Annotated in this window: 25 protein-coding genes and 1 tRNA gene; 13 read left to right on the top strand and 13 right to left on the bottom strand. The window is 65.6% G+C overall.

The features are described 5' to 3' along the window. The first annotated feature begins 26 nt into the window (after nt 1-26). Together BRO63_RS18465 and BRO63_RS18460 are read left to right on the top strand one after the other, a co-directional pair. Complete coding sequence (locus BRO63_RS18465; RefSeq protein WP_088141336.1) at nt 27-335, top strand: hypothetical protein; 309 nt, start codon at nt 27-29, stop codon at nt 333-335. After that, complete coding sequence (locus BRO63_RS18460; RefSeq protein WP_256943348.1) at nt 323-880, top strand: shikimate kinase; 558 nt, start codon at nt 323-325, stop codon at nt 878-880. The genes BRO63_RS18465 and BRO63_RS18460 overlap by 13 nt, the downstream gene beginning before the upstream one ends. A 1-nt stretch (nt 881) precedes the next feature. On the opposite strand, the gene BRO63_RS18455 is transcribed toward BRO63_RS18460, so the two are convergent. After that, entirely contained in the window at nt 882-2,528 is a 1,647-nt protein-coding gene (locus tag BRO63_RS18455; protein WP_088141172.1) for a PqiB family protein, read from the bottom strand. A 176-nt stretch (nt 2,529-2,704) separates the two neighbouring features. Here BRO63_RS18455 and BRO63_RS18450 point away from each other — a divergent pair, with 176 nt between their 5' ends. Next, nucleotides 2,705-3,190 carry a GNAT family N-acetyltransferase gene (locus BRO63_RS18450; protein WP_088141171.1) on the top strand — a complete coding sequence of 162 codons (486 nt, stop codon included), beginning with the start codon at nt 2,705-2,707 and terminating at the stop codon, nt 3,188-3,190. Nucleotides 3,191-3,211: 21 nt separating this feature from the next. Here BRO63_RS18450 and BRO63_RS18445 read toward each other — a convergent pair whose 3' ends face one another. The 8 genes from BRO63_RS18445 to BRO63_RS18410 all read right to left on the bottom strand — a co-directional run bounded on the left by BRO63_RS18445 (nt 3,212) and on the right by BRO63_RS18410 (nt 8,122). Next, complete coding sequence (locus BRO63_RS18445) at nt 3,212-3,520, bottom strand: carbohydrate isomerase (RefSeq protein ID WP_088141170.1); 309 nt, start codon at nt 3,518-3,520, stop codon at nt 3,212-3,214. A 66-nt stretch (nt 3,521-3,586) separates the two neighbouring features. After that, nucleotides 3,587-4,444, bottom strand: coding sequence for a 3-deoxy-8-phosphooctulonate synthase (gene kdsA, locus BRO63_RS18440; RefSeq protein ID WP_088141169.1), 858 nt, complete (start codon nt 4,442-4,444; stop codon nt 3,587-3,589). Between the two features lie 92 nt (nt 4,445-4,536). Further along, a complete protein-coding gene (locus BRO63_RS18435) occupies nt 4,537-5,100 on the bottom strand; it encodes a cytochrome b (RefSeq protein ID WP_088141168.1) in 564 nt (187 codons plus the stop codon). 77 nt (nt 5,101-5,177) lie between these two features. Next, complete coding sequence (locus tag BRO63_RS18430; protein WP_088141167.1) at nt 5,178-5,867, bottom strand: MgtC/SapB family protein; 690 nt, start codon at nt 5,865-5,867, stop codon at nt 5,178-5,180. Between the two features lie 51 nt (nt 5,868-5,918). Further along, entirely contained in the window at nt 5,919-6,632 is a 714-nt protein-coding gene (gene aqpZ / locus BRO63_RS18425; RefSeq protein WP_088141166.1) for an aquaporin Z, read from the bottom strand. 260 nt (nt 6,633-6,892) lie between these two features. After that, on the bottom strand, nt 6,893-7,285 hold the full coding sequence (locus BRO63_RS18420) for a VOC family protein (RefSeq protein ID WP_088141165.1): 393 nt from the start codon (nt 7,283-7,285) through the stop codon (nt 6,893-6,895). A 131-nt stretch (nt 7,286-7,416) separates the two neighbouring features. Next, a complete protein-coding gene (locus BRO63_RS18415; protein WP_088141164.1) occupies nt 7,417-7,746 on the bottom strand; it encodes a hypothetical protein in 330 nt (109 codons plus the stop codon). 43 nt (nt 7,747-7,789) lie between these two features. Further along, nucleotides 7,790-8,122 carry a cupin gene (locus BRO63_RS18410; protein ID WP_088141163.1) on the bottom strand — a complete coding sequence of 111 codons (333 nt, stop codon included), beginning with the start codon at nt 8,120-8,122 and terminating at the stop codon, nt 7,790-7,792. Between the two features lie 211 nt (nt 8,123-8,333). Between BRO63_RS18410 and BRO63_RS18405 the strand changes: the two genes are divergently transcribed. Next, nucleotides 8,334-9,521 (top strand): acyltransferase family protein, encoded by a 1,188-nt coding sequence (locus BRO63_RS18405; protein ID WP_088141162.1) that lies wholly within the window; start codon nt 8,334-8,336, stop codon nt 9,519-9,521. A 215-nt stretch (nt 9,522-9,736) separates the two neighbouring features. On the opposite strand, the gene BRO63_RS18400 is transcribed toward BRO63_RS18405, so the two are convergent. Further along, nucleotides 9,737-9,823, bottom strand: a tRNA-Leu gene (locus BRO63_RS18400). Nucleotides 9,824-9,870: 47 nt separating this feature from the next. Between BRO63_RS18400 and dapC the strand changes: the two genes are divergently transcribed. The 9 genes from dapC to BRO63_RS18355 all read left to right on the top strand — a co-directional run bounded on the left by dapC (nt 9,871) and on the right by BRO63_RS18355 (nt 21,324). Beyond that, entirely contained in the window at nt 9,871-11,067 is a 1,197-nt protein-coding gene (gene dapC / locus BRO63_RS18395) for a succinyldiaminopimelate transaminase (RefSeq protein ID WP_179215143.1), read from the top strand. Nucleotides 11,068-11,091: 24 nt separating this feature from the next. Continuing rightward, the gene (gene dapD / locus BRO63_RS18390) at nt 11,092-11,913 is read left to right on the top strand and encodes a 2,3,4,5-tetrahydropyridine-2,6-dicarboxylate N-succinyltransferase (protein WP_088141160.1); all 822 of its coding nucleotides are present in this window, start codon (nt 11,092-11,094) and stop codon (nt 11,911-11,913) included. Then, on the top strand, nt 11,913-13,049 hold the full coding sequence (dapE, locus tag BRO63_RS18385) for a succinyl-diaminopimelate desuccinylase (protein WP_088141159.1): 1,137 nt from the start codon (nt 11,913-11,915) through the stop codon (nt 13,047-13,049). The genes dapD and dapE overlap by 1 nt, the downstream gene beginning before the upstream one ends. A 13-nt stretch (nt 13,050-13,062) precedes the next feature. Further along, entirely contained in the window at nt 13,063-13,959 is an 897-nt protein-coding gene (gene prmB, locus BRO63_RS18380; protein ID WP_088141158.1) for a 50S ribosomal protein L3 N(5)-glutamine methyltransferase, read from the top strand. Then, complete coding sequence (locus BRO63_RS18375; protein WP_088141157.1) at nt 13,956-15,890, top strand: ABC-F family ATP-binding cassette domain-containing protein; 1,935 nt, start codon at nt 13,956-13,958, stop codon at nt 15,888-15,890. Before prmB ends, BRO63_RS18375 begins: the two co-directional genes overlap by 4 nt. A 124-nt stretch (nt 15,891-16,014) precedes the next feature. After that, nucleotides 16,015-16,503 (top strand): RNA polymerase sigma factor, encoded by a 489-nt coding sequence (locus BRO63_RS18370; protein WP_088141156.1) that lies wholly within the window; start codon nt 16,015-16,017, stop codon nt 16,501-16,503. A 1-nt stretch (nt 16,504) separates the two neighbouring features. Further along, nucleotides 16,505-17,425, top strand: a complete 921-nt coding sequence (locus BRO63_RS18365; protein WP_088141155.1) for a FecR family protein — start codon at nt 16,505-16,507, stop codon at nt 17,423-17,425. Between the two features lie 117 nt (nt 17,426-17,542). Further along, nucleotides 17,543-20,176, top strand: a complete 2,634-nt coding sequence (locus BRO63_RS18360) for a TonB-dependent receptor (RefSeq protein WP_088141334.1) — start codon at nt 17,543-17,545, stop codon at nt 20,174-20,176. Then, nucleotides 20,149-21,324 (top strand): cytochrome-c peroxidase, encoded by a 1,176-nt coding sequence (locus BRO63_RS18355; protein ID WP_088141154.1) that lies wholly within the window; start codon nt 20,149-20,151, stop codon nt 21,322-21,324. Before BRO63_RS18360 ends, BRO63_RS18355 begins: the two co-directional genes overlap by 28 nt. Nucleotides 21,325-21,389: 65 nt before the next feature. Here BRO63_RS18355 and BRO63_RS18350 read toward each other — a convergent pair whose 3' ends face one another. Genes BRO63_RS18350 through BRO63_RS18340 form a run of 3 tightly spaced genes read right to left on the bottom strand, consistent with a single transcriptional unit; the run spans nt 21,390 to nt 25,200 of the window. Beyond that, nucleotides 21,390-21,695 (bottom strand): chorismate mutase, encoded by a 306-nt coding sequence (locus tag BRO63_RS18350; protein WP_088141153.1) that lies wholly within the window; start codon nt 21,693-21,695, stop codon nt 21,390-21,392. Nucleotides 21,696-21,700: 5 nt separating this feature from the next. After that, nucleotides 21,701-23,995: a UvrD-helicase domain-containing protein gene (locus BRO63_RS18345; RefSeq protein WP_088141152.1), complete on the bottom strand. Its 2,295-nt coding sequence runs from the start codon at nt 23,993-23,995 to the stop codon at nt 21,701-21,703. Then, nucleotides 23,992-25,200: a DesA family fatty acid desaturase gene (locus BRO63_RS18340; RefSeq protein WP_088141151.1), complete on the bottom strand. Its 1,209-nt coding sequence runs from the start codon at nt 25,198-25,200 to the stop codon at nt 23,992-23,994. Before BRO63_RS18340 ends, BRO63_RS18345 begins: the two co-directional genes overlap by 4 nt. Nucleotides 25,201-25,420 lie beyond the last annotated feature (220 nt).

Genomic DNA, 25,420 nt, shown 5'->3' with positions numbered 1-25,420 from the left:
GGATCAATCTGCAAGGGGTCCTGGCCATGATCAACAGAATCCGCGTGCTGACCGTCCAGCCTTCATCGCTTATGGCGCGGTTTGCGTTCCTGGGTATCGCCCTGCGCTGGACACTGGGGGCAACGCCCCGCCCCATCCGGCTGCTGATCGGACCGCACGACCTCGAACCCGTGGGTTCCGAAGCCGCCTTCTGGCAATTCGCCTTGCGCCACGCCTTCACCGGCCGCTCTTTTCTGGTGACGCGCGGCGACCGTTGGGACCTGGCGGCGTCCGTGGACGGCGACGAAGTCCGCGCTTTCGGCCGCAAGTTCGCTTTGCGACAATGCCTGTTCTGATTCGGCCGGCGCGGACGCCTGCGCGCCCGCCCGCACTGAAAGGAACAGCCATCTCAACGCCCGACACCACCGTCATCCATCTCAATGGCCCGATCAACAGCGGCAAGTCCACGGTCGGAGCAGCCCTGGCCGCCCTGTTGCCCGCCGCGCGCTTCATCGACGGCGATAATCACGACGCCCCCAGCCATCTGCCGTACACCGAGCAATGGGCGCTGGCGCTGGCGCGCCTCGCCAGGCTGATTGCCGAGGCGCGGGACCGCTATCTGGTCATCGCCTACCCCTTGGAGCAGGATAGCTACGAGCAAATCCTGGCTGCATGCCGGCAACGCGGCGCCCGCTTGCGCGTGGTGACCCTGGCCCCCGCGCTCGCGGCCGCCCAATCGGACAGGGGCGGCCGCGTCCTGACCGAATGGGAACGGCAGCGCATCGCGCAGATGTACCTCGAAGGCTATGCGGATCGTCCGTTCAGCGACCTGGTGCTGGACACCTCGGGCACGGACGCGCAAGCCAGCGCCCGCCAGATCGCGCAGTGGCTCGCATCCTAGCCTAGCGCGCCGGCTGGCGCTGGTATTGGGCATCCGGCGCGCGGCCGCGCAGCAGCGACTCCGGATGCGCCTGCAGGTAGTCCGACAGTTCCCGCAGCGACCGGGCCGCCCGCGACAGTTCCTGCAAGACCGCATTGGCATTGACCGGCAGGCCGGCGTCGGGGCTCAGCACCCCGCCCACGACGGCCAGGGACTTGCTGGCCTGGCGCAGCATGGCTTGCGCCTCGGGCGCCAGGCGAGTATCCAGCCGCTTCATCAAGCTGGAGGTGGCGCGCAGCAACTGCCCCAGATCGGCGCCCAAGCCTTCGAACGGCACCCGGTCCAGCTTGGTCAGGATGCTGTTGATCTGCTGCTGCAGCTGATCCAGGTTGTTCGGCACGGTGGGAATGAACGGATCCTCTTCCATCTTGAACGTCACCGGCTTGGCGTCCGGGAACACCGCCATGGCGACGTACAGCTGGCCGGTCAGCAGGTTGCCGATGCGCAACTGCGCGCGCAGGCCATGCTGGATCAGGGCGGCCAGCAGCTTGCCGTTGGGATGTTCCAGCGTCGAACCCGAGTATTCCTTGATTTCCTCGACCGTCTGCGCGCCCAGGCGCTCGGGATAGACGGTGGCTCCGACCAGCGCGTAGAACTGCTTGATCGCCGGATCGAACTCCAGGCGTATGGAGTCGACTTGGCCGATGGCCGCGCCATAGGCGTCGACGGGCGCGCCGACCACCAGCCCCCGGACCGACTGGTCAAAGCGCATGCGGATATGCAGCGGCATGCCATCAGGTTGCGCGCGGGCCTCGCCTTCCGACGGGAAGATGGTGAACTCGGCATCGGCCTTGGCCGCCACGTGCGCGTGCTGCTCGATGGTGTCGAACGCAACGCCGCCCACGATCACGGACAGCAGGGACTGCGAGCGCACCTGCAGGCCGCGCGCATCGACGCTGAAATCCACGCCGCTGGCGTTCCAGAAGCGCGTGGCGCTGTTGACGAAAGCATCATTGGGCGCGTCGACGAACACCTGCACGTTGACGCCTTCGCCGCTGCTGTCCAGGTGGTAGCCCACCACCTCGCCCACCGCGATGCGTCGGAAGTAGACAGGCGAACCTATGTCCAGCGAGCCCAGGTCGCGGGCCTTGAGGGTGTAGCGCTTGCCGGCGCGGTCCTGCGCCACTTCGGGCGGGGTTTCCAGTCCGACGAAGCTGTATTTGGAGGCGCGGCTCTCGCCTTCCTGCCGGAACCGGTCGGACGGGTCCACGCCGATATAGGCCCCGGAGAACAAGGTGCTCAATCCCGACACGCCGCTCAGGGTCAGCCTGGGCCGGACCACCCAGAACACGGTCTCTTCCTGCAGCAGGCTGGCCGCGTCCTTGTTGATGCGCACGGTCGCGACGATGCCCGAGCGATCCGAATTCAAGGCCACGCGTTCGACCACGCCGACCACGACTTCCTTGTAGCGTACCTGGGTCTTGCCGGCCTCCAGCCCTTCGGCGGTCTGGAAGCCGATGGTGGCGGTTGGGCCCGCCTCCATCCAGACGCGCACCACCAAAATCAGCCCGCCCAAGGCGGCAATGATGGGCACCAGCCAGATCCAGGACAGGCGACGCCTTTTACGGCTTGCGGCAGGCGTGCTGGCGGTGGAGCCAGGTTCAGGCATGGGAGATGTCCCCTGTTGTACGCATTGGACTCGAGGGCAGAACGCTTTCAAGAATCGCCCCCGGGCGCGCCGTGCGCAAGTAAGGGTATTCCCGAAATCGACTCGCCGGACAAAAATGCGCGCCACCCGATTCACGGGTAGGATAAGACCCCCAAAAGCAGTAGTAGGAAGTACCCGTGACTATCGAAATTCGTCCGGCCGTCGCTACGGATGCGGCCCAGATCCATGCGTTCATCACCGAGCTGGCCGTATACGAGCGCGCCGCCCATGAAGTGATCGCCAGCCCCGAGGATGTCGAACGCACCCTGTTCGCCCAGGACGCGCCGGCCAAGGCCCTGATGTGCCTGCTGGACGGCAAGGCCATCGGCTACGCCGTCTACTTCTACAGTTATTCGACCTGGCTGGGCAAGAACGGCATCTACCTGGAAGACCTGTACATCACGCCGGAGCAGCGCGGCATCGGCGCGGGCCGCGACCTGTTGCGCCATCTGGCGCAAGAAGCGGTGGCCAACGGCTGCGGCCGGCTGGAATGGAGCGTGCTGGACTGGAACACGCCCGCCATCGATTTCTACAAATCGATCGGCGCGCTGCCGCAGGATGAATGGGTGCGTTACCGGATGGCCGGAGACGCCCTGCTCAATTTCGCGCAGGGCCGGCGCTAGGCGCCTAGCGGCCTGCCCGGATCAGAATTCGGGCAGGTCGAAAAGCGTGTGCAAGGTGGAGCTGGGAACCGGCGCGGACGCGAGGTGTTCGCGTCCGTCGTCATCCACCAGCACGCGCACCGGCCGCAACGCCACGCTCATGCCGTCCTGGCTGATGGCGGTTTCGACTTCCGTTCCGTCCTTGATCGCTTCGATGACCTCGGATGCCGCCGCCGTCACGGGCTCGGTCACCCAGCCGGGGACGCCGCGTTCGGCCTGGCCCCAGCGCACATAGGCCACATGCCCGCTGACGGGCTCTTTCCGAACGGCGACGATCACATACAAAGACATCCAGGCCTCCCCAATGTTTGGCCCGGATCGTATAACAACTTTGCGCAGCCGATATGACTGCGGGATTCAGGGTTCGATGTCGATAGGGGCAAAGGACTTCACCAGGTCGTCCAGCATCTTCAGCTGGGTCAGGAAGGGCTCCAGCTTGTCCAGCGGCAAGGCGCTGGGGCCGTCGCACTTCGCGTTCTTGGGATCGGGATGGGCTTCCAGGAACAGCCCGGCCAGACCCACCGCCATGCCCGCGCGCGCCAGTTCGGCCACCTGCTCGCGGCGGCCGCCCGATGCCGCATCCAGCGCCGAGCGCTGCTGCAAGGCATGCGTGACGTCGAAAATGAGCGGCCGGTTGCCGGACACTTTTTTCATCACGCCAAACCCTAGCATGTCTACAACCAGATTGTCATAGCCGAAGCTGGTGCCGCGGTCGCACAGGATGAGCTTTTCGTTGCCGGCCTCGGTGAACTTCTCGACGATGTTCAGCATCTGGGTCGGGCTGAGGAACTGCGGCTTCTTGATGTTGATGATGCGCTGGGTCTTGGCCAGCGCCACCACCAGGTCCGTCTGCCGCGCCAGGAAGGCCGGCAGTTGCAGGATGTCGACGACCTCGGCCACGGTGGCGGCCTGCCACGGCTCGTGCACGTCGGTGATGACGGGCACGCCGAATTCCTTCTTGACCGCCTCGAAGATCTTCATGCCCTCTTCCAGTCCCGGACCGCGATAGGAATGGATGGACGAGCGGTTGGCCTTGTCGAAGGAGGCCTTGAATACGTACGGGATGCCCAGCTTGCGGGTGACGCGCTGGTATTCCTCGCAGGCGCGCAGCGCCAGTTCCTTGGATTCCAGCACGTTGATGCCGCCGAACAGCACGAAGGGGCGATCGTTCGCGCAGCCGATCGAGGAGGAGATAGACACTTCAAGGGCGGTCATGATGGGTACATCCTGTGGAAGTAAGGCAGTGATAGTGCGTAATGTACAACCTGCCCGCCCCTGCTTTCATTCCCGCCCCCGCCGCGCCCGCCTCAGCGGCTGGACAGCATACGGCGCAGCACGCCGTCGCGCAGGACGTAGTGGTGGAAAAGCCCGGCCAGCGCATGCAGCAGCGCCAGCACGATGATGCACCACGCCACGGTGTTGTGCAGCCCGCCGATGAAGCGGCGCTGCTCGTGGTCGATGGCGATCAGCGTGGGCACGTCGAACAGGCCGAAGAACGCGAACGGTTCGCCCTGCGCCCAGCGGAACAGAAAGCCCAGCACGATCTGTGCCGCCATCAACAGGTACAGCAATCCGTGTACGCCCGTACTAGCCGTGCGCAGCCAGCCCGTGGACGCCGGCGGCAGGCGCCTGCCCGCGGTCAGGCGCCAGACGGCGCGCAGCAGGAACACGGCGGCAAACAGCAGGCCGAACGAAATATGCAGATGTTGCAGCAAGCGCCGCGTAGGCGTGCCACGCGGCAGGAAGCCCCAGATTTCGGCCAGCGCGAACAGGCCCACCACCAGCACCGCCGTCAGCCAATGAAAGGCGATGGTGGCCCGGTCATAGTGCGCAAGGCCTGTGGACGCGGCGGGGGGAATCAGTGTCGTCACGGAATACGCTCGTCATCTGGGAGAAGGTGCGCAAGCGTATTGAAATCGGACTTACTGTGTCCTGATTCCGGCGCGCATCATGCATTGCCGGTGTCGGAGGTCCATCTGGCCGAGTAGGTCTGCGGCAGCAGGCTGAGACTGCCCACCAGCTGTTCCACCCGCTCGTCTTCCTGGCGCGTGGAATAGACCACCGCGGTCACCTCGGAGCGTCCGCTGTCGCGCTGCTGGCTTTCCACGCCGCGCAGGCGCAGGCTGTGCTTGCCCAGGGCGTTCAGCAATTCGGCCCGCACCAGGGCCTCGTCCGTGGACGCGCAGGTCAGCGCGATGTTGTAGTAGCGCTCTTCGGTTTCCGCCTCGGGCACGTAGCGGTCCACCAACCTGGCGCCGCGCCGCAACAGCACGTTGGTCACCAGGATCAGCGCCGTCACGACGCAGGCTTCGGCCAGGAAGCCATAGCCCGCCAGCACGCCCACCGCGCCAGTGGCCCAGATGGTGGCCGCCGCGCTCAAGCCACGTATGGTCAGGCCGTCGCGCATGATCAGGCCCGCGCCCAGGAAGCCGATGCCCGTCACGACCTGGCTGCCCAGGCGCATGTCGTTGCTCGCGTCAAGCAGCGCGGGCAAGGCGGTATAGGCGGCCGCGCCCAGCGAGACCAGCGCATGCGTGACCACGCCAGCGTAGTTCTGGCGCCATTGGCGCTCGACGCCGACAGCGGCGCCGAGCAGCATGGCCAGTACAAGATTGATGGCTATCGCAAATTCGTTCATGGGACCAGGATCAAAGACTTGGCCCCATTATCGCCCGGCGCGGCGACTGGCTTAGCCGCGCTCCTGCGCCGGATCGCTGACCAGCCGGTAGGCGATGGCGCCGACGATCGCCCCGACGATGGGCGCGACCCAGAACAACCACAGCTGCTCCAGCGCCCAGCCGCCCACGAACAGCGCGGGGCCGGTGGAACGGGCCGGATTGACCGAGGTGTTCGTCACCGGAATGCTGATCAGGTGGATAAGCGTCAGCGCCAGCCCGATGGGAATCGCCGCGAAGCCGGCCGGCGCGCGCTTGCTGGTCGCCCCCAGGATCACGAAGATGAAGCCCGCGGTCAGCACGACTTCCGTCACCAGGGCCGACACCATCGAGTACTTGCCCGGCGAATAGGCGCCGTAGCCGTTGGCCGCGAAATGGCTGCCCTTGAGGTCGAAACCCAGCTTGCCGCTGGCGATGCAGGCCAGCACCGCCGCCGCCACGATCGCGCCCAGGACCTGGGCAATGACGTAAGGCAGAATTTCCTTGGCGGGAAAGCGGCCGCCCGCCACCAGGCCTACAGTGACGGCCGGGTTGAAATGCCCGCCGGAAATATGGCCGACGGCGAACGCCATGGTCAGCACGGTCAAGCCGAAGGCCAGCGCCACGCCCGCAAAACCAATCCCCAGCTCCGGAAAACCAGCGGCCAGGACCGCGGCGCCGCAGCCCCCCAACACCAGCCAGAACGTGCCAAAGAACTCCGCGCCGCAACGCTTAGAAAGCGGATACATGTCGACTCCCCGAAAAACGAAAATGCCACGGTATCGCGGGGCGGCAACGACGACTTTAAAGCAATGCAAATCTTGACAATTCTTGAGCGCAGCCGAACGCGGGCACCCCTGCCGCAACCACGGTAACGGCGTCGGGCGAGCGCGGGGATCGTTCGGACCGGCTAGACGGAAAGGCGCAAGCCGCACGGGCACCGATGATGCCGGCCGCACCGGCAGCGTATCGGGGCGCCTGGTCCGGGCCACGGCGACGAGCGACGTGCCTAGCCGTGCATGGGAGTGCAGAGCTCCACCAAGGTGCCGTCCGGACAGCGCACATAGGACACGACCTGCCCCCAAGGCTTGGAGACAGGCGCGCTCATTTCCGTGGCGCCCGCCGCAAGCGCGCGGGCATGCACCGCGGCCACATCGACCGTCACGAAAGCCACTTCCATGCCCAGTGGCTCGGCCGACGCCGAAGCCGCCACATGGCCGCCGCCGAAATTGGAGCCGGCCAGTTCATGCGCCGCGAACGACAGCGTGGTTTCGCCTGTGTCCAGTTCGCCGTAGGTCTGGGACTCGTGCAGAAAACGCCTGGCGAAGCCGAATGCCTGTTCAAAAAAGGACAGCGATGCGGCGACGTCCGGCACGTAGATGATGGTGTATCCGAATTTCATGGTTCGTCCTGATCATGGGGAATGGCGCTCTGGCCGCTGTGTGCGTCGCGGGCGCATGATGGGATTGAACCAGAATGCTGTTTATTTATCCAGTAAATCGTGGCTTTGCGGGCCGACAGTCGGACCCATTCCTACGCCGCCTCTTGGTGCAGCCCGCCGCTGGACCACCGGTCCACGTCTCGGATCAGATACAGCAGGAACTTGGTATACGCCACGTCCAGCGCCTGCACCCAGGCAGAGTTGTCGTGGCGGGCGCAGGACGCGCGGATGGCGCAGTCCAGCGTTTCGGCCAGATGGCTGACCGTGGTGCCGGACATCCGGAAGCAGATCGGCGCCTGGCAGGAATGCCGGTGGGCATGCCGCAGCGCGCTGTCGCGCGCCTGCGCCGTGGCGTGGGCATTGGCCACGTCCCGCAGCAAGCGGTTCAGGATTTCGCACCAGTCGGCCAACAGCTCATGCACGGCTCACCTCTCAGGGAACACGTCTGCGTCAGGAATAGGAGTACTAGGCGGGGGCGTGCAGCACCGTCACCAACACGGTCGCGTCGCGCACGGCCTGCAGCGCGTGCGGTTCGTGCGCGGCCAGCGCGACGAGCTGGTTTTCGCGCAACTGGCGCACGCCATCGCGCAATGCCACGCTCACCTCTCCGGCGATGCAATGAATCGTGATTTCGCCCGCCACCGCGTGTTGCGGCAGGCCCTTGCCGGCGGGCAGCGCCAATTGCAGCAGTTGCATGTGCGCGGTCTTCATCAGGCTGACGCTGACGGGTTCCCCGTGTTCGCGATGCGGGGTGCGTATATCGATGACATCCAGAAATGCAGCGTGCTTGAGCGCCATGGGAGGCTCTCCCCCGAACTGTCGCATACCGGCAAACTTCCACCGAAGAGCGATACGCATATCAAAACCGCACATTCGCGCGGGGAAAAAACCGGGTGGAGGGCTGGCCGCTCGATAGCCGCCAGCATCCGATGAGTCGTCACGAAACGAGTCCGTCGTCAGACAGGCTACACTCATCCCGCCCTAAAAATAACGAAACAAATATTACAAAATGAATCATGAAATGGCTTCGCCGCATCACGGTCGGCTGGAGTTCGCGAACACGCTTCGAGGCCTGGCCGCGCTGATCGTGCTACTCGGCCATTACGTCCTGGTTTTTCACAATATAAAGGGGAGCAGCACACCCTGGTTCGTTCCCAGGGAGGAACCGCTCTATTTCAATGCCTACGCACCCTGGGCGATTGAAACAATGAGATATCTGAATCCGGGACCTTTTGCTGTATCCCTGTTTTTTCTGATCAGTGGCCTCGTCATCCCGCAGTCGGTCGCAGCACTGGCCAGCAAGACCAATGGCCGCGCCGCTTTTGCCGTGGGCCGCCTGTTCCGCATCTGGCCCACCTACTGCATCTGTCTGACGGTTAGCCTCGTTGTCTTGTCGGTGATGCCCCACCTGAACGACTATCGCCTTCCGTTCACCCGATTAGATGTAGTCGCCAATATGTCCCTTTTTCGCGGGTTGATCGGCGGCCCCCAATTTGACGGAATCGTTTGGACCCTCGAAATTGAAGTGTTGTTCTATTTGTACATCTTGCTTGTCTGGCGTTGCATCGCCGCAGGAAGGCTGACCCCGCTTGCCTTGATCGCCATTATTACGGTCGCGGCATCCCGCTATGGCGCAAATATTGAGATGTCGCTCGCCTGGAACGGCGCCGCGAACCTGCTGTACCCGCTGCCATACCTCACATTCATGAGTATTGGCATCGCGTTCAACTACCATGGCCGAACAATGCTCAAATCGAGCTCATTGCTTGCAACCGCAGCGGGCATGTTCGCGATTTTCGGTTGGGTTGCAATGGTGCATCAATGGGATAGTTCGACCGTGTGGTCCTATGGAATCGCGCTGTTGGTATTTACCCTGTTCTACTTTTTTGCGCGTGGATGGTCCGGTGGCTCCGTACTGGATTTTTTCGCGAAGATCAGTTTCCCCTTGTACGCTGTGCATCCGGTTCTTGGATATACAGGCATGGCTTTCCTGCTGTCGATCGGATTCTCGGATTGGAATGCCTTGTTCATCATGACGACGATCGCGATATTGGCCGCCTGGCTGATACACGTCGCAGTGGAAGCCCCCTCTCACAGGCTTGGAAAGAGCCTGGGCGTGAAGATCACTGCCGGACCGCCGTTGATGCCATCGGTAGGTGATTTGAGCAACTACCCGAGCACCCGAACCTCTTCATAGCCCGCAGGCCAGCCCCGCGATAGGATCCACCAATTCCGCAGGCCGTTCCTAAGCCTCCCCTGCCCCAAGGCGTCAATCCTGGCGTAGATGACGCAACGAGCGCGATTCAATGGAGAGCGTCAAGCCGTAGATAAAAGAAAAGCCCCAAGGCATTGAATGCCTTGGGGCTTGCAGGACACTGTTGGCATGAAGCCCGATCAGTGCCTAAATAGGGTTGGTGCGAAGGAGGGGACTCGAACCCCTACACCTGTTACGGCGTCAGGACCTAAACCTGGTGCGTCTACCAATTTCGCCACCTTCGCTATAGGCCAAGCCCGCTATTGTAGCTTGCTTGTTAAAATCTTGCGTCATGAATCCGCGCCTCGATGCCCTACACCCCTATCCGTTCGAAAAACTGCGTGCTTTGCTGGCTTCGGCCAGCCAGCAGCCGGACGGTCTGACGCCCATCAATCTGTCGATCGGCGAGCCCAAACACGCCGCGCCCGCGCGCGTCGAACAGGCCATCCGCGACAGTCTTGCCGGCCTGTCCGTGTACCCGTCCACCAAGGGCGATCCGGCGCTGCGCCGAGCGATCTCGGAGTGGCTGGCGCGGCGCTACAGCATCCCTGCCCCGGATCCGGAAACGCAGGTGCTGCCGGCGCTGGGCTCGCGCGAGGCGCTGTTCGCATTCACGCAGACCGTCATCGACCCGTCCGCCGGTTCGGTGGTGATCTGCCCCAATCCGTTCTACCAGATCTACGAAGGCGCGGCGCTCCTGGCCGGCGCCACGCCCTACTTCGTCAACGCCGACCCGGTGTGCAATTTCGCCAGCGACTGGAACCAGGTGCCGGACGAGGTCTGGAAGAAGACGCGCATGGTGTTCGTCTGCTCGCCGGGCAACCCGGCCGGCAACGTCATGTCGCTGGACGAATGGAAAACGCTGTTCGAACTGTCCGACCGCCATGGCTTCGTGATCGTCTCGGACGAGTGCTATTCGGAAATCTACCTGGACGAAGGCAACCCGCCGCTGGGCGGCCTGCAGGCCGCACGCCGCCTGGGCCGCGACACCTACCGCAACCTGGTGGCGTTCTCCAGCCTGTCCAAGCGCTCCAACGTGCCCGGCCTGCGTTCGGGCTTCGTGGCGGGCGACGCCGCGCTGATCGGCCGCTTTCTGCTGTATCGCACGTATCATGGCAGCGCCATGAGCCCCATCGTGTCCGCGGCCAGCATTGCGGCCTGGACGGACGAGGCCCACGTGAAGGACAACCGGCGCCTGTACCGCGAGAAATTCGACGCCGTCGTGCCCATCCTGCAGAAGGTGCTGGACGTGTCCCGTCCACAAGCCTCGTTTTATCTGTGGGCGGCCACGCCCGGGTCGGACACGGCGTTCGTGCGCGACCTTTTTGGCCGTACTGGTGTTACCGTGCTGCCGGGCAGTTTCCTGGCGCGCGAGGCGCATGGCGTGAATCCCGGCCAGGGCCGCATCCGCATTGCTCTGGTGGCGCCCTTGGCTGACTGCGTGCAGGCAGCCGAGCGCATCGCCCATTTTGTGCATACTTCCGTTTGATCAACCTTTAAAAGCTGAGCCGCTATGACTCTCGACCTGCAGACCACCATCGAAAAAGCCTGGGACGACCGGGCCAACCTGTCGCCCACCGACGCCAGCGCCGAAGTGCGCGAAGCGGTCGAGCGCACCATCGACGGCCTGGATCTGGGCCGCTTGCGCGTGGCCGAGAAAATCGACGACGACTGGGTCGTGCACCAGTGGATCAAGAAGGCCGTGCTGCTGTCGTTCCGCCTGAACGACAACGCCATCATGGGCCAGGCTCCGCTGCAGTTCTACGACAAGGTGCCGCTCAAGTTCTCGGAATACGGCGACAACGCCTTCAAGCAAGGCGGCTACCGCGTGGTGCCGCCGGCCGTGGCCCGCCGCGGCGCCTACCTGGCCCGCAACGTGGTGCTGATGCCCTCCTACGTGAACATCGGCGCCTACGTCGACGAAGGCACCATGGTCGACACCTGGGCCACCGTCGGCTCCTGCGCCCAGATCGGCAAGAACGTGCACCTGTCGGGCGGCGTGGGCATCGGCGGCGTGCTGGAACCGCTGCAAGCCAACCCGACCATCATCGAAGACAACTGCTTCATCGGCGCCCGCTCGGAAGTCGTGGAAGGCGTGATCGTCGAAGAAAACTCGGTGCTGGCCATGGGCGTGTTCCTGTCGCAAAGCACCAAGATCTATGACCGCGCCACCGGCAAGATCACCTACGGCCGCGTGCCCTCGGGTTCGGTCGTGGTCCCGGGTTCGCTGCCGTCGGCCGACGGCTCGCACAGCCTGGCCTGCGCGGTCATCGTCAAGCGCGTCGACGCGCAGACCCGCGCCAAGACCAGCATCAACGATCTGCTGAGGGCCTGATGAGCAATTCAGCTGTACTGGATCTGGTCAAGGACCTGATCGCCCGCCCTTCGGTCACGCCGGCCGATGAAGACTGCCAGGCGACGCTGGCCGCGCGCCTGGAGCGCATCGGCTTCACCTGCGAGACCATCGCCCAGGGCGGGGTCACCAACCTGTGGGCGCGCCGCGGCAGCGCGGCGCCGCTGGCCGTCTTCGCCGGTCACACGGACGTGGTGCCTCCGGGTCCGCGCGAAAAGTGGGAAAGCGATCCCTTCGTTCCCACCGAGCGCGATGGCTACCTGTACGGCCGCGGGGCGGCCGACATGAAAAGCTCGATCGCCGCCTTCGTGGTGGCGGCTGAGGAATTCGTGGCGGCCCACCCGCAGCATGGCGGCTCGATCGCCCTGCTGATCACTTCCGACGAGGAAGGCCCGTCCATCGACGGCACCGCCATCGTCTGCGACGCGCTGAAGGCGCGCGGCGAACAGATGGACTACTGCATCGTCGGCGAGCCCACCTCGGGCGACGTGCTGGGCGACACCTGCAAGAACGGTCGCCGCGGTTCGCTGTCGGGCAAGCTCACGGTCAAGGGTATCCAGGGCCACGTGGCCTACCCGCACCTGGCGCGCAACCCCGTGCACCAGCTGGCGCCGGCGCTGGCCGACATCGTCGCCATCGAATGGGACCAGGGCAACGAGTACTTCCCGCCCACCACGTTCCAGGTGTCGAACCTGAACTCGGGCACGGGCGCCACCAACGTGGTGCCGGGCGAGGCGGTGGCGCTGTTCAACTTCCGCTTCTCGACCGCCAGCACGCCGGAAAGCCTGCAGGCGCGGGTGCATGAAGTGCTGGACCGCCATGGCCTGGAGTACGCGCTGGACTGGGAGCTGGGCGGCGAGCCTTTCCTCACGCCGCGCGGTTCGCTGACGGACGCGCTGGTCTCGGCCATCCGCGACGAAACCGGCGTGACGGCCGAGCTGTCCACGACTGGCGGCACGTCCGACGGCCGCTTCATCGCCAAGATCTGCCCGCAGGTCATCGAGTTCGGTCCCTGCAACGCCACGATCCACAAGGTCAACGAGCGCGTCGAAGTGGCCTCGCTGGATCCGTTGAAAAACATTTATCGGCGCACGCTGGAAAACCTCCTGCTCGTCTAGAAAGAAGTCCCCTATGTACCAATCCGCCCGCCAAGAACTGCTGACCCTGCGCGACCTGATCCGCTACGGCGTATCGCGCCTGAACGCCGCCCAGGTGGCGCTGGGGCACGGCAGCGACAACGCCTGGGACGAGGCGGTCTACCTGACGCTGCACGCCCTGCATCTGCCGTTGGACACGCTGGAGCCCTTTCTGGACGCCCGCGTGCTCAGCGAAGAACGCAACCGCGTGCTCGAACTGATCGACCGCCGCGTGACCGAGCGCCTGCCCGCCGCGTACCTCACCAACGAGGCGTGGCTGCGCGGCCACCGCTTCTACGTGGACCAGCGCGTCATCGTGCCGCGCTCGCCCATCGCCGAACTGTTGGATCAGGGCCTGGCGCCCTGGGTGCAGGATGCGCTGGCGGTCGAGAACGTGCTGGACATGTGCACGGGGTCCGGCTGCCTGGCCATCCTGTCGGCGCTGGCCTTCCCCTACGCCCACGTGGACGCGGTCGACGTGTCGCCGGACGCGCTGGAAGTGGCGCGCCGCAACGTCGACGACTACGGTCTTGCGGACCGCCTGGACCTGCACGCCAGCAATCTGTTCGACAGCTTGCCGCCGCGCCTGTACGACGTGATCATCTGCAATCCGCCTTACGTGAACAGCGGCTCCATGGATGCCCTGCCCCAGGAATACCGCCATGAACCGCAGCTGGCCCTGGCCGGCGGCGACGACGGCATGGACCTGGTGCGCCGCATCCTCGACGCGGCGCCGCGGTTCCTGACGCCGGAAGGCGTGCTGGTGCTGGAGATCGGCCACGAGCGCGATTTCTTTGAAGCCGCGTTCCCGCAGCTCTCGCCCGTGTGGCTGGACACCGAAGAAGCCTCCGACCAGCTTCTGCTGCTTACCCGCGAGCAACTCAGCCTGTGATACGCGCTACTGGATTGACCCTGCGCCGCGGCACCAAGGTGCTGCTGGACGGCGCCGAATTCGTCGCGCATCCGGGCGAACGTGTAGGCATCGTGGGCAAGAACGGCGCGGGCAAGTCCTCGCTGTTCGCCCTCTTGACCGGCACGCTGGACCTGGACGCGGGCAACCTGGCCATGCCCGCCGGCTGGCGCATTGCCAGCGTCAAGCAGGAACTCGAAGCGGATGAGCGTCCGGCGCGCGAGTTCGTCATCGACGGCGACACCCACCTGCGCGAACTGCAGGCGCGCCGCGCCGAACTGACGGACGAGCAAGGCACGCAGATCGCCGAAGTGGAAGCGGCGCTGGTGGAAGCCGGCGCCTGGAGCGCGGCCTCGCGCGCCGAGCAGCTGCTGGCCGGCCTGGGCTTCAAGCCCGCCGAATGGATGCAGCCGGTGGCGAGCTTTTCCGGCGGCTGGCGCATGCGCCTGGCCCTGGCCCGCGCGCTGATGGCGCCGTCCGAATTGCTGCTGCTGGACGAGCCCACCAACCACCTGGATCTCGACGCCATGCTGTGGCTGGAGAAATGGCTGGCGGCCTACCCTGGCACCGTCATGCTGATCTCCCACGACACCGAGTTCCTGGACGCGGTCGCCAAGTCCATCCTGCATTTCGACCACGCCAAGCTGGTGCGCTACCGCGGCGGCTATGGTGACTTCCTGACGCAACGCGCCGAGCGCCTGCGCCAGACCAATATCGCCTACGAACGCCAGACCCGCGAAGCGGCCCGGCTGCAAGGCTTCATCGACCGCTTCAAGGCCAAGGCCTCCAAGGCCAAGCAGGCGCAAAGCCGCGTCAAGGCGCTGGCGCGCATGCAGGTGCTGGCGCCCTTGCACGCCGAAGCCGGCATCGACATCCGCATCCCCTCGCCCGACCAGGTGCCGGATCCGCTCTTGACCCTGGAGCACCTGTCGGCCGGCTACACCGATGCCGAAGGCAACGCCGTGCCCATCCTGCGCGACGTGACGCTGATGGTGCGCGCGGGCAGCCGCGTCGGCGTGCTGGGCGCCAACGGCGCCGGCAAGAGCACGCTGATCAAGACCCTGGCCGAAGAGCTGCCAGTGCAGGCAGGCGAACGCCGCGCCTCGCGCGGGCTGGCCATCGGCTATTTCCATCAGCACCAGCTGGACATGCTGGACGTGGACAGCACGCCCATCGCCCATCTGGCGCGCCTGGCCCCCGAGACCCGCGAACAGGAGCTGCGCAACTACCTGGGCGGCTTCGGCTTTTCCGGCGACACGGTGACCAGCAAGGTCGGCCCCATGTCCGGCGGCGAAAAGGCGCGCCTGGCGCTGTCCCTGATCGTCTGGCAAAAGCCCAACCTGCTGCTGCTGGACGAACCCAGCAACCACCTGGACGTGGAAACGCGCGAGGCTCTGGCCGCCGCGCTGGCGGACTTCGGCGGCAGCATGCTGCTGGTTTCCCACGACCGCCATCTGCTGCGCACCACGGTGGACAGCTTCTGGATCGTGGCCGACGGGGCGGTACAGGAGTTCGATGGCGACCTGGAGGACTACCGGGACTGGCTCGCCGCGCGCAACGCCGGCGAACGCGCCGAAGCGGCGCGCGAGAACGCCGAAGGCGGCGAACCGGTGGTGGACCGCAAGGCCCAGCGCCGCGCCGAAGCCGAACAGCGCCAACGCCTGTCCGCCCTGCGCAAGCCGCTGGAATCCAAGCTTGCCAAGATCGAGACCGAAATGGAGAAGCTGCGCGCCAAGCTGCATGCGCTGGACGCCGTCATCGCCGACCCGGACCTGTACTCGGACGCACGCCGCGCCGAACGCCAGAAGGTCATGGCCGAGCACGGCGAACACGGCAAGCGCATGGACGAACTCGAAGAACAGTGGCTGGAAATCCAGGGCTCGCTGGAAGAGATCGAACAATCCGAAGCTTGAGATCGGACGGCGGGCGCCCTGCCCGCCGTCGCTTCCATCCGCTTCCGTCTATCTAGAAATAGAAATCGTTATCATTTATACTCTGCCGCGAATTTGACTCTATCTGGCGCCCGGCGCCGGCGACATGTCTACGCTCACGGATGTATTTCTCCGCCACTACCGAGAGGTGCTGGGTTTCCTCTCCCTGCGCACCGGCTCGCGCGACGTCGCGCAGGACTGCGCCCAGGACACCTGGATCAAGCTGGCGGAATTCAAGGACAAGACGCGTCCCGACAACGACCGCGCCTACGTCTTCCGCGTGGCCGCCAACATCGCGACCGACTGGCACCGGCGCCGCAGCCGCGAACTGGCGGCCACTGCCGACTACGCGGCCTCGCGCCCTTCCCTGCATGAACCCGACACCCTGGATGTCGCCGCCGCGCGCCAGATGCTGCGCCGGCTGGAAACCGCCCTGCTGGCCCAGCCGCGCCGCAGCCTGGACGTATTCGTGCTGCACCGGCACGAGGGCCTGAGCTACCGCGCCATCGCCGAACGTTTCGCGATTTCGGTGAGCGCCGTGGAAAAGCACATGATGCGCATCCTGCTGGCCTGCGACTTGGCCCTGGCGTCCTGACGTGGCTATTCCCGGACCCCGCAGCACCCAGGAGGAAGCATCGCACTGGGTCGTGCGCCACAGCGGCCAGGGCATGGATGCGCAGGCCCAGGCCGAGTTCGAAGCCTGGTACCGGGCCGACGCCAGCCACGCCGCCGCCTACGAACGCCTGGCCCGCCTGTGGCGGCGGATGGGCGAGATCGAGCGCGGCAAGCTGCTGGCGCCGCGGCGCGCGCGCAAGCGCGGCGCGGCGGCTGCGCTGGCCTTGCTGGCGGCCTGGCCAGCCTGGCAATTGCTGCGCACGGCGCATCCCGGCGCCGACTACACGACCGGCGCCGAAGTGCGCCGCGTGGCGCTGCCCGACGGCTCCAGCGCCACGCTGGACGCGGACTCGGCCATCGCCATCGACTTTGCGCCGGGCAAGCGCGAAGTGCGGCTGCTGGCCGGACGGGCGCTGTTCACGGCCGCGCCGCGCGCGCCCGGCGCTCCGGATTTCACGGTGGTGACGCCGGACGCCTCCGCCACGGCGCTCGGCACTCGCTACGTCGTGGCGCGCGAGGCCGACGGCACGCATGTGGCGGTGTACGAACACCGCGTCGCCGTCCATTGCCTGAGCTGCGAGGATGACGCGGCCTTGGTGCTGGGCGCGGGCCAGGGAGCTGCAGTCTCGGCAACGGGCATCGCCCGTCTCGCCGCCGCCCGGGAACCTGCGCCGGACTGGAGCCAGGGCCTGCTGGCTTTCAACGATGTCGCCTTGCCCGAGGCCGCGGCGCGGCTCTCCCGCTATGGCGGCAAGCATGTCCTGGTGCTGGGTGAAACCGCGAGGCGCTTGCGCGTCTCGGGCACCGCCAGCATCGGCGATCCCAAGCGCGCGCTGGAATTGCTGCTGGCGCAGGCCAAGGTCGGCATTACCGAACTGCCCGGCCTGCTGATCTTGCGTTGAAGTCGATTGCCAATCGGTAAATGAGAATCGATATAAATTATTCATCGGCAATCCGCTGAGGTAATCCGTGCCTGCACACGTCCTACGGCTGACATCAACACCCGCTTGGACGCTTTCATGCTGTTTCCCCACTTCAACCGGCGCGCCCGCCGGTCTGGCACTTCGGCGGCGCTCGTCATCGCCGCGTTGATCGCGGCGGCTCCGGCCGCCTCCCAACCCGCCGCACGCGCTGCCTACAACCTGCCGGCGCAACCCCTGGGCGAAGCCTTGCTCGCGCTCGGCCGGCAAGCCGGCCTGGAGATCTCGTTTCCGCCGGCGGCCGTGGCGGGCAAGACCTCGCCCCCGCTGCAAGGCGAGTATTCGCCGCTGCTCGCGCTGAACCACCTGTTGGCGGGGTCCGGCCTGGCGCTGCGCGCGGACGGCCCCGGGCGCTACATCGTCTACGTGGACAAGGCCAACCAGTTTTCCGCCCTGCGCCTGGATGCCGTGCGGGTCTACGGCGAACAGGTGGGCGAGCGCATCTATACCCGCGAGGACATCGCCGAAACACCCAGCTCCAACCGCGACCTGAGCACGCTGGTGGCGACGCATCCGGCGGTGCGCACCAACCCGGGCGCGGCCGGCTCGCAGAACCGCGGCTCGCTCAATGTGGAGGACATTTCCTTCCACGGCTCCAGCCCCTACCAGAACTTGTTCCAGCTCGACGGCATGGACGCGACCAACCGCGTGGACCCGGCCAGCAAGAACCTGAACCTGCAGGTCGGCAACGTGCCCAGCAACCCGCAGTCGTACTTCGTGGACACGAGCCTGCTGGAGGAAGTGCGCGTGCACGACAGCTTCGTGCCGGTGGAGTATGGCCGCTTCACGGGCGGGGTGGTGGACGCCAGGTTGCGCCGCTTTTCCGGCGAAAACCGCTTGAATCTGGACTACCGCTGGAACACTTCCAAAATGACGCGGCAGGAGGTGGCCGAGGGCGAACAAAACAGTTGGGCGCAGGGCAAGCCAGGCTATTCGCCGGAATGGAAAAAGCGCTTCTACTCCGCCGTGGGCGACCTCGCCTTCAATGAAAAATCAGGCGCCGTGCTGGCCATGTCGCGCCGCGAATCGGACATCACCCGCTGGAACATGGGCGTGGATGACAAGGGGCAGCCGGCGCCGGGCCAAGCCGCCTACAGCGACCGGATCGACAACTTCCTGGGCAAGTTCAGCGTGCGCGCCAGCGCCGATACCACGGCCGACCTGACGCTGAAATACAGCGACCGCAGCGAAACCCTGGCCAGCGACCTGTTCCGGCACACGCGCTGGGACAACAACCATGAGGCGCGCGGCATAGGCGTCAACGTAGACCACTACTTCCAGGGCGGCCGGCTGGCGCTGCAGGCCGGCTGGGACCGGTCGCTGAGCAACCGCGAATCCGTCGGCGACGAGCTGGTGACATTCCGCCCCTACCGGCTGCCGCTGTACACCGCGGGCGGCTTCGGCAAGGAGCAGACGCGCCAGGACACCTGGACGCTGAAGGGCCGGGTCGACCTGGATCCGGTGCGCACGGGCGTGTTCACGCACAGTCCATATGCAGGCGCGGAACTGAACCAGGTGCAGGCCAACTTCGAGCGTTTCCAGGAAAGCCACTCCTACCAGCGCGCCTACAACCGCGACGGCAGCTATCGGGATTTCAGCAAGGTCCGCTACCTGCCCGGCACCGTGGACGTGAACTACAACATGGCCAGCCTTTATCTGTCGGACCGCATCGAATGGCAACGGCTGGCGGTGGACGCCGGCCTGCGCTACGACCGCGAGACTTTCCTCGGCAACAGCAACCTGTCGCCGCGCACGCGGCTGGATTGGGACATGTTCGGTTCGGGCGATACCCTGCTCAGCGCCGGCTGGTCGCGGTACTACGGGGCCGGCGTGCTGGAGACGGCGCTCAAGGAAGAACGTAGCCGCCTTCGCCGCCAGGTGCTGGACAAGGACGGCCTCCCCGTGGCGGACGGCAGCAAGGAGTATTACGTCCAGTACAAGGGCCTGCGCATGCCCTATGACGATGAATGGGCGGTCTCGCTGCGCCAGCGCATGGCGGGCATGGAAGGCGTGCTGAGCTATGTACGCCGCAACGGCCGCGACCAGTGGAGCATGACCGGCAACGACAAGGACGGCTACCGCTACAGCAACGAAGGCCTGTCCACCACCGACGGCGTCAGCCTGTCGCTGCGCACGCTGGAGCCCTGGCGCCTGGGCGAAACGCGCTGGAACATGCAGGCAAGCTGGAGCTGGCAGAAGCGCAAGACCAACGCGGATCTGGTCGAAGGCTACAGCGGCGACGCGCGCGACCGCGGCGACTACGTGATTTACAACGGCTCGCGCCTGCGCGCCATCGATCTGCCCCCAAGCTCCTTCTACCAGCCGCAGATCGCCACGCTCAGCCTGACGGGCGCGTGGCCGCGCGCGGGCCTGACCTGGAGCAACATGGTGAACTGGCGCAGCAAGCGCGACGCCACCGTCTATGTGGGAGTGGGCCCGCGGCCCGAGTATCTGGAGCGCTTCGAATCCGGCGAGATCCCATCCTACTGGACCTGGGACACCAAGCTTTCCTGGAATCCCACGTTTGCGCGCAGCCTGGAATTCACGGTCGAAGTCCTGAACGTGCTGGACCGCAGGCCTGCCGTGACGGCCAGCAATCCGAACGTCAAGACCAATCGCAGTACTTATCAGACGGGACGGGAGCTATGGCTGCAAGTCGGCTACCGCTTCTGATCCTGGGCGCGGCGCTGGCGCTGGCGGCGTCCGCGTCGCGCGCAGACGCCTCCGCCGGCCAGACCGCCTGCCGCACCGCGACGGGCTGGAACGCCGCTTGCCTGCGGCCGCACTACTCGGGGCCGCCCTCGACCTGGCCGGCCCCCACGATCGACCCCGGCGTGGCCTGGCGCGAATGGGGCCCGGTGCCGCCCGCTTCCAGCCCGCCCCTGTCCTGGACCGCCGCCAATGCCGGCCAAAAGGAACTGGCCGCGGACATCGCGCGCCCGGCGGTGGTGACGCTGGGGCAGACGCTGTTCTTCGATACCCGGCTATCGCGCAAGGGGCAGGTGTCCTGTGCCTCCTGTCATCTGCCGCAGCGCGCCTTCACCGACGGCCTCGCGCTGGCCGTGGGCGAGGACAAGCTGATGGGCAGGCGGCGTTCCACGCCGCTGTATGCGGCGCCATTCGCGCCCCGGCTGTTCTGGGATGGACGCGCCGCCAGCCTCAAGGAACAGGTGCTGGGACCGATCCACGATCCCCGCGAAATGAACCATGACGCCGACGGCGCCGTGGCGCGCCTGCTGGCGGCTGATCCCTACCCGGCGCAGTTCCTGCAGGCGTTCGGCGCAACCCCGGCAGCGCAGCCGCCGGTGGACGCCGACCGCCTGGCGCGCGCGCTGGCCGCCTATGTTGCCACGCTGCGGCCCGAACCCACGCGCTTCGACAGGTTCCTGGATGGACAATCGGATGCGCTGGACGACAACGAGCTGATCGGCATGCATCTGTTCCGTACCCAGGCGCGCTGCATGAACTGCCACAGCGGCGCAATGCTGACCGACCACCAGTTCCACAACATCGGCCTGTCCTTCTATGGCCGCCGCAACCAGGACCTGGGGCGCTACGAAACGACCCGCGATCCCGCCGACCTGGGCAAGTTCCGCACGCCCAGCCTGCGCAATGTGTCGCGGGCCGGCCCATGGATGCACAACGGCCTGTTCGCCGACCTGAAAGGCCTGCTGCGGATGTACAACGCCGGCATGGGCCGCGACCCGGCGCCCGTCGATCCGCCCGACCCATACGCGCCGCGCAAGTCCGAGCACATCCGGCCGCTGGAACTGAACGCGGATGAAATCGACGCCTTGCTGGCGTTCATGCGGGTTTTGTAGAGGAAGAGGATGGCCGGCGCCCGGGTGCCTGCAGACACAGGCATCGAGGCGCCGCCGGCCCGCAATTACGAATACGGACGCTCGCGCAGGCGGGTGTGGTGGTCGACCACGGTGTCGATCACTTCACGCAGGATCGTTTCGGCAAGCGCGGGCGGCACGCCCGCCTCTTGCGCCAGGCGACGGATACGCTCGACTTGCTGTTCCTCGCGCCGGGGATCGACCAGGTCCATGCCCAGGTCGCGCTTGAGCTCGCCGATCATGTCCGTGCAACGGAACCGCACGCCCAGCAGCAGCATGATCTGCTGGTCGATTTCATCGACCTCGGCGCGCAGCGACGCCAACTCGGCTTTGGGAGAATCGTTGTCGGCCATGTGTGTCAACCCTGAACAATGTCGAGTTTGGCGATGCCCAGCGCCAAGGTCTTGGCACCCACGTCGCGGAACTGGATTTCAGCCTGGGCATCCTGCCCTGCTCCGCTCAGGCTTACGATCGTGCCATCGCCGAACCGCGCGTGATGCACGCCCTGACCCACACGATACTGCTTGTCGCCCACCGTGACACCCGTGGCGACGCCCCGAGGTTGACGCGGCGCAATGGTATTGGTTGCCTTGCGTCCGAACGCATCGCCGCGATTGCCGCCGCCCCAGCCCGCCCCGGTACTGCCGACCGGCGCCAGGCCGGCCTTGGGCGACAGCCACTTCAGGTGCTGCTCGGGGATTTCGTCCAGGAAGCGCGAACGCATCGCGTAGCGCGTCTGGCCGTGCAGCATCCGGCTTTGCGCCAGGCTGATGTACAGGCGCTGGCGCGCGCGCGTGATGGCCACGTACATAAGGCGGCGTTCCTCTTCCAGCCCGGACGCTTCCAGGACGCTGTTCTCATGCGGGAACAGCCCCTCTTCCAGGCCGGTGATGAACACCGCGTCGAACTCCAGGCCCTTGGCCGCATGCACGGTCATGAGCTGGACGGCGTCCTGGCCCTGCTGGGCCTGGTTGTCGCCGGCTTCCAGCGCCGCATGCGACAGGAACGCCGCCAGCGGGGTCAGGCCGTCGGACGCCACCACCGGCGCGTCCACCACGCCCGCGTTGAGCGTGGAGGCCGTGTCCTGCTCGGGCACCACGCCGGCCGGCATGCCGTCGTAGTTTTCCTCGGACGCGAACACCGCCGCGGCGGTGACCAGTTCGCTCAGGTTTTCCAGGCGTTCTGCACCTTCGCGTTCGGCCTTGTAGTGCGCGTTCAGGCCGCTGGCTTCGAGCATGTGCTCGACCATTTCCGGCAGCGACAGGTCGCGCGTCTCTTCGATCAAGCGGTGGATCAGCTGGGCGAACTGCGCCAGGTTGGAACCGCCCTTGCCGGGCACCAGGGCCACGGCCGCATACAGGCTGGTGTCGTGCGCGCGCGCGGCGTCGCCCAATTGCTCCAGCGTGCGCGCGCCGATGCCGCGCGTGGGGAAGTTGACCACCCGCATCCACGAGGTATCGTCGTGCGGGTTGGCCATCAGGCGCAGGTAGGCCAGCGCGTGCTTGATTTCCTGGCGCTCGAAAAAGCGCAGGCCGCCATACACCTTGTAGGGAATGCCGGCGGAAAAGATAGCGTGTTCCAGCACGCGCGATTGCGCGTTGCTGCGGTAGAGCACGGCGATCTCGCGGCGCAGGCTGCCTTCGCGGATCAGGGAGCGGATCTCGTCCACGATCCACTGCGCTTCCATGCCGTCGGAAGGCTGCTCAATGACGCGCACCGGTTCGCCGTCGCCCTGCTCGGTCCAGAGATTCTTGCCCAGCCGGCCCGTATTGTGGCCGATCAGCGCGTTGGCCGAATCCAGGATGTGGCCAAAGGAACGGTAGTTCTGCTCCAGGCGGATCACGGTGCCGCGCGCGTAGTCGCGCTCGAAGTCGGCCATGTTGCCGACGTTGGCGCCACGGAACGCATAGATCGACTGGTCGTCGTCGCCCACCGCGAAGATGGCGGCGCCGCCGCCGGCCAGAAGGCGCAGCCACTTGTACTGCAGCGTGTTGGTGTCTTGGAACTCGTCGACGAGGATGTGGCGGAAACGGCGCTGATAGTGCTCGCGCACGGGCGCGTTGCGCGACAGCAGTTCGTAGGCGCGCAGCAGCAGCTCGGCAAAGTCCACCACGCCCTCGCGCAGGCACTGGGCCTCGTAGAGCTGGTAGATCTCGATCAGGCGGCGGCGGTGGGCGTCGTAGGCTTCCACGTCGGCGGGACGCAGGCCCTCTTCCTTGGCGCCGTTGATGAAGCGCTGCACATCGCGCGGAGGATACTTTTCGTCGTCGACGCCATTGGCCTTCATCAGGCGCTTGATCGCCGCGAGCTGGTCGGTGACGTCCAGGATCTGGAAGCTTTGCGGCAGGCCGGCATCGCGGTGATGCGCGCGCAGCATGCGGTTGCACAGGCCGTGGAAGGTGCCGATCCACAGGCCGCGCGTGTCGATCGGCAGGATGGCCGACATGCGCGCAAGCATTTCACGCGCCGCCTTGTTGGTGAACGTGACCGCCAGCAGCCCAAAAGGCGAGGCCTGGCCGGTTTGAATCAGCCAGGCCATGCGGGTGGTGAGCACCCGGGTCTTGCCGCTGCCCGCCCCGGCCAGGACCAGGGCGTGCTGCGGTTCTAACGTTACTGCGGCGCGTTGTTCAGGATTGAGCTTCTCTAGCATCATGCCGCGTAGCGGCGCAGACGTTGAGCGAATTGCTCGAGCCCGGCGATGCCGCTTTGCTGGGCGCGCTGGCACCAGGCCTGCAGGTCATGAAGAAGCTGTTCGCTGCTGGCGCTGGAGCTTTCCCAGATGCGGCCGAGTTCGCGGCGCATCTGCACCAGCGTGGCCAGCGACTTGTTCTGGGCGATGGCCTGATCCACGGCGGCGAGCTGTTCCGGTTGGAGGATGTCCTCGTTGCGGTGGATCGCGCGGCGCACGCTGTGCAGCTTGGTCCAGTCGCATTCGGCGTTGCCCTTGTTGCGCGACTCTTTCAGCTTGGCCATTTCTTCGCGGGCAGCGCTCTTGATCACGTCCGCATAGCGGGCCATGACTTCGTAGCGGTGCGTGATCACGCCTTGCAGCGTGCGCAGGTCGATGCCGGTCTTGCTGTCGTCCAGCTTGAGCTTGGGCGCAACCTTCTTGATCTTGGCCAGGCCGAAGAACTTCAGGATGTTGATGTAGCACCAGCCGATGTCGAATTCGTACCACTTGGCCGAGAACTTGGCCGACGTGCCGTGGGCGTGGTGATTGTTGTGCAGCTCTTCGCCGCCGATCACGATACCCCAGGGGAACACGTTGGTGCTGGTGTCCGGGCTGTTGTAGTTGCGGTAGCCCCAGTAGTGGCCGATGCCGTTGACGACGCCGGCGGCCCAGAAGGGAATCCAGGCCATCTGCACCGCCCACACCGTGACGCCCATGGCGCCGAACAGGGCGACGTCGATGGCCAGCATGGTCAGCACGCCCCACAGGCTGTGCTTGCTGTAGACGTTGCGCTCGAGCCAGTCGTCAGGCGTGCCGTGGCCGAACTTGGCCATGGTTTCCTTGTTGTTCGATTCTTCGCGGTACAGTTCCGCGCCGCGGAACAGCACCTTCCAGATGCCGAACAGGATGGGCGAATGGGGATCACCTTCCTTTTCGCACTTGGCGTGGTGCTTGCGGTGTATGGCCACCCATTCCTTGGTGACCATGCCGGTCGTCATCCAGAGCCAGAAACGGAAAAAGTGCATGACGGCCGGATGCAGATCCAGACCACGGTGCGCTTGGCTGCGATGGAGAAAGACCGTGACCGACACAATCGTGATGTGCGTCACAACCAGGGTGAACACGACGACCTGCCACCAAGTGGCTTGGGTCAGACCGCCGGCAATGAAGGAAAGGATGTAATCCATAAAGCTGTTAGGAGCCTCGCTAGAGAAGTGCCTGGAGTTTAGCTTACCTTGGCTGACTTATGACAAGGTAGTTTCAAAATAGTTTTTGAGCGAAATCAAGGACTAAGCCCCGGTTTTTCAGGACAAAAACCCACTCTCGCCACCGAAAACGAAGGTTGCGAGGCCGAGCCTTGCGGCACGCGGCGCTAGGGCCGTCCTCCCCAGGGTAGGTGGGGGGCAT

Origin of the sequence: Achromobacter xylosoxidans (assembly GCF_002192695.1) — a bacterium.
In the GTDB taxonomy this organism is placed as follows: Bacteria; Pseudomonadota; Gammaproteobacteria; order Burkholderiales; family Burkholderiaceae_B; genus Achromobacter; species Achromobacter xylosoxidans_C.
Note: the sequence above shows the minus strand (reverse complement) of the source record. Positions and strands in the feature narration are given on the sequence as shown.

Coding starts and splice junctions, on each gene's coding strand:
- BRO63_RS18355 (WP_088141154.1), top strand. CDS start 20,149: ATGGCTGCAAGTCGGCTACCGCTTCTGATCCTGGGCGCGGCGCTGGCG.
- kdsA (WP_088141169.1), bottom strand. CDS start 4,444: ATGACCGCCCTTGAAGTGTCTATCTCCTCCTCGATCGGCTGCGCGAAC.
- BRO63_RS18345 (WP_088141152.1), bottom strand. CDS start 23,995: ATGATGCTAGAGAAGCTCAATCCTGAACAACGCGCCGCAGTAACGTTA.
- aqpZ (WP_088141166.1), bottom strand. CDS start 6,632: ATGTATCCGCTTTCTAAGCGTTGCGGCGCGGAGTTCTTTGGCACGTTC.
- BRO63_RS18410 (WP_088141163.1), bottom strand. CDS start 8,122: ATGGCGCTCAAGCACGCTGCATTTCTGGATGTCATCGATATACGCACC.
- BRO63_RS18370 (WP_088141156.1), top strand. CDS start 16,015: ATGTCTACGCTCACGGATGTATTTCTCCGCCACTACCGAGAGGTGCTG.
- BRO63_RS18460 (WP_256943348.1), top strand. CDS start 323: ATGCCTGTTCTGATTCGGCCGGCGCGGACGCCTGCGCGCCCGCCCGCA.
- BRO63_RS18340 (WP_088141151.1), bottom strand. CDS start 25,200: ATGGATTACATCCTTTCCTTCATTGCCGGCGGTCTGACCCAAGCCACT.
- dapE (WP_088141159.1), top strand. CDS start 11,913: ATGAGCAATTCAGCTGTACTGGATCTGGTCAAGGACCTGATCGCCCGC.
- BRO63_RS18430 (WP_088141167.1), bottom strand. CDS start 5,867: ATGAACGAATTTGCGATAGCCATCAATCTTGTACTGGCCATGCTGCTC.
- BRO63_RS18455 (WP_088141172.1), bottom strand. CDS start 2,528: ATGCCTGAACCTGGCTCCACCGCCAGCACGCCTGCCGCAAGCCGTAAA.
- dapD (WP_088141160.1), top strand. CDS start 11,092: ATGACTCTCGACCTGCAGACCACCATCGAAAAAGCCTGGGACGACCGG.
- dapC (WP_179215143.1), top strand. CDS start 9,871: ATGAATCCGCGCCTCGATGCCCTACACCCCTATCCGTTCGAAAAACTG.
- BRO63_RS18350 (WP_088141153.1), bottom strand. CDS start 21,695: ATGGCCGACAACGATTCTCCCAAAGCCGAGTTGGCGTCGCTGCGCGCC.
- BRO63_RS18420 (WP_088141165.1), bottom strand. CDS start 7,285: ATGAAATTCGGATACACCATCATCTACGTGCCGGACGTCGCCGCATCG.
- BRO63_RS18405 (WP_088141162.1), top strand. CDS start 8,334: ATGAATCATGAAATGGCTTCGCCGCATCACGGTCGGCTGGAGTTCGCG.
- BRO63_RS18465 (WP_088141336.1), top strand. CDS start 27: ATGATCAACAGAATCCGCGTGCTGACCGTCCAGCCTTCATCGCTTATG.
- BRO63_RS18360 (WP_088141334.1), top strand. CDS start 17,543: ATGCTGTTTCCCCACTTCAACCGGCGCGCCCGCCGGTCTGGCACTTCG.
- BRO63_RS18445 (WP_088141170.1), bottom strand. CDS start 3,520: ATGTCTTTGTATGTGATCGTCGCCGTTCGGAAAGAGCCCGTCAGCGGG.
- prmB (WP_088141158.1), top strand. CDS start 13,063: ATGTACCAATCCGCCCGCCAAGAACTGCTGACCCTGCGCGACCTGATC.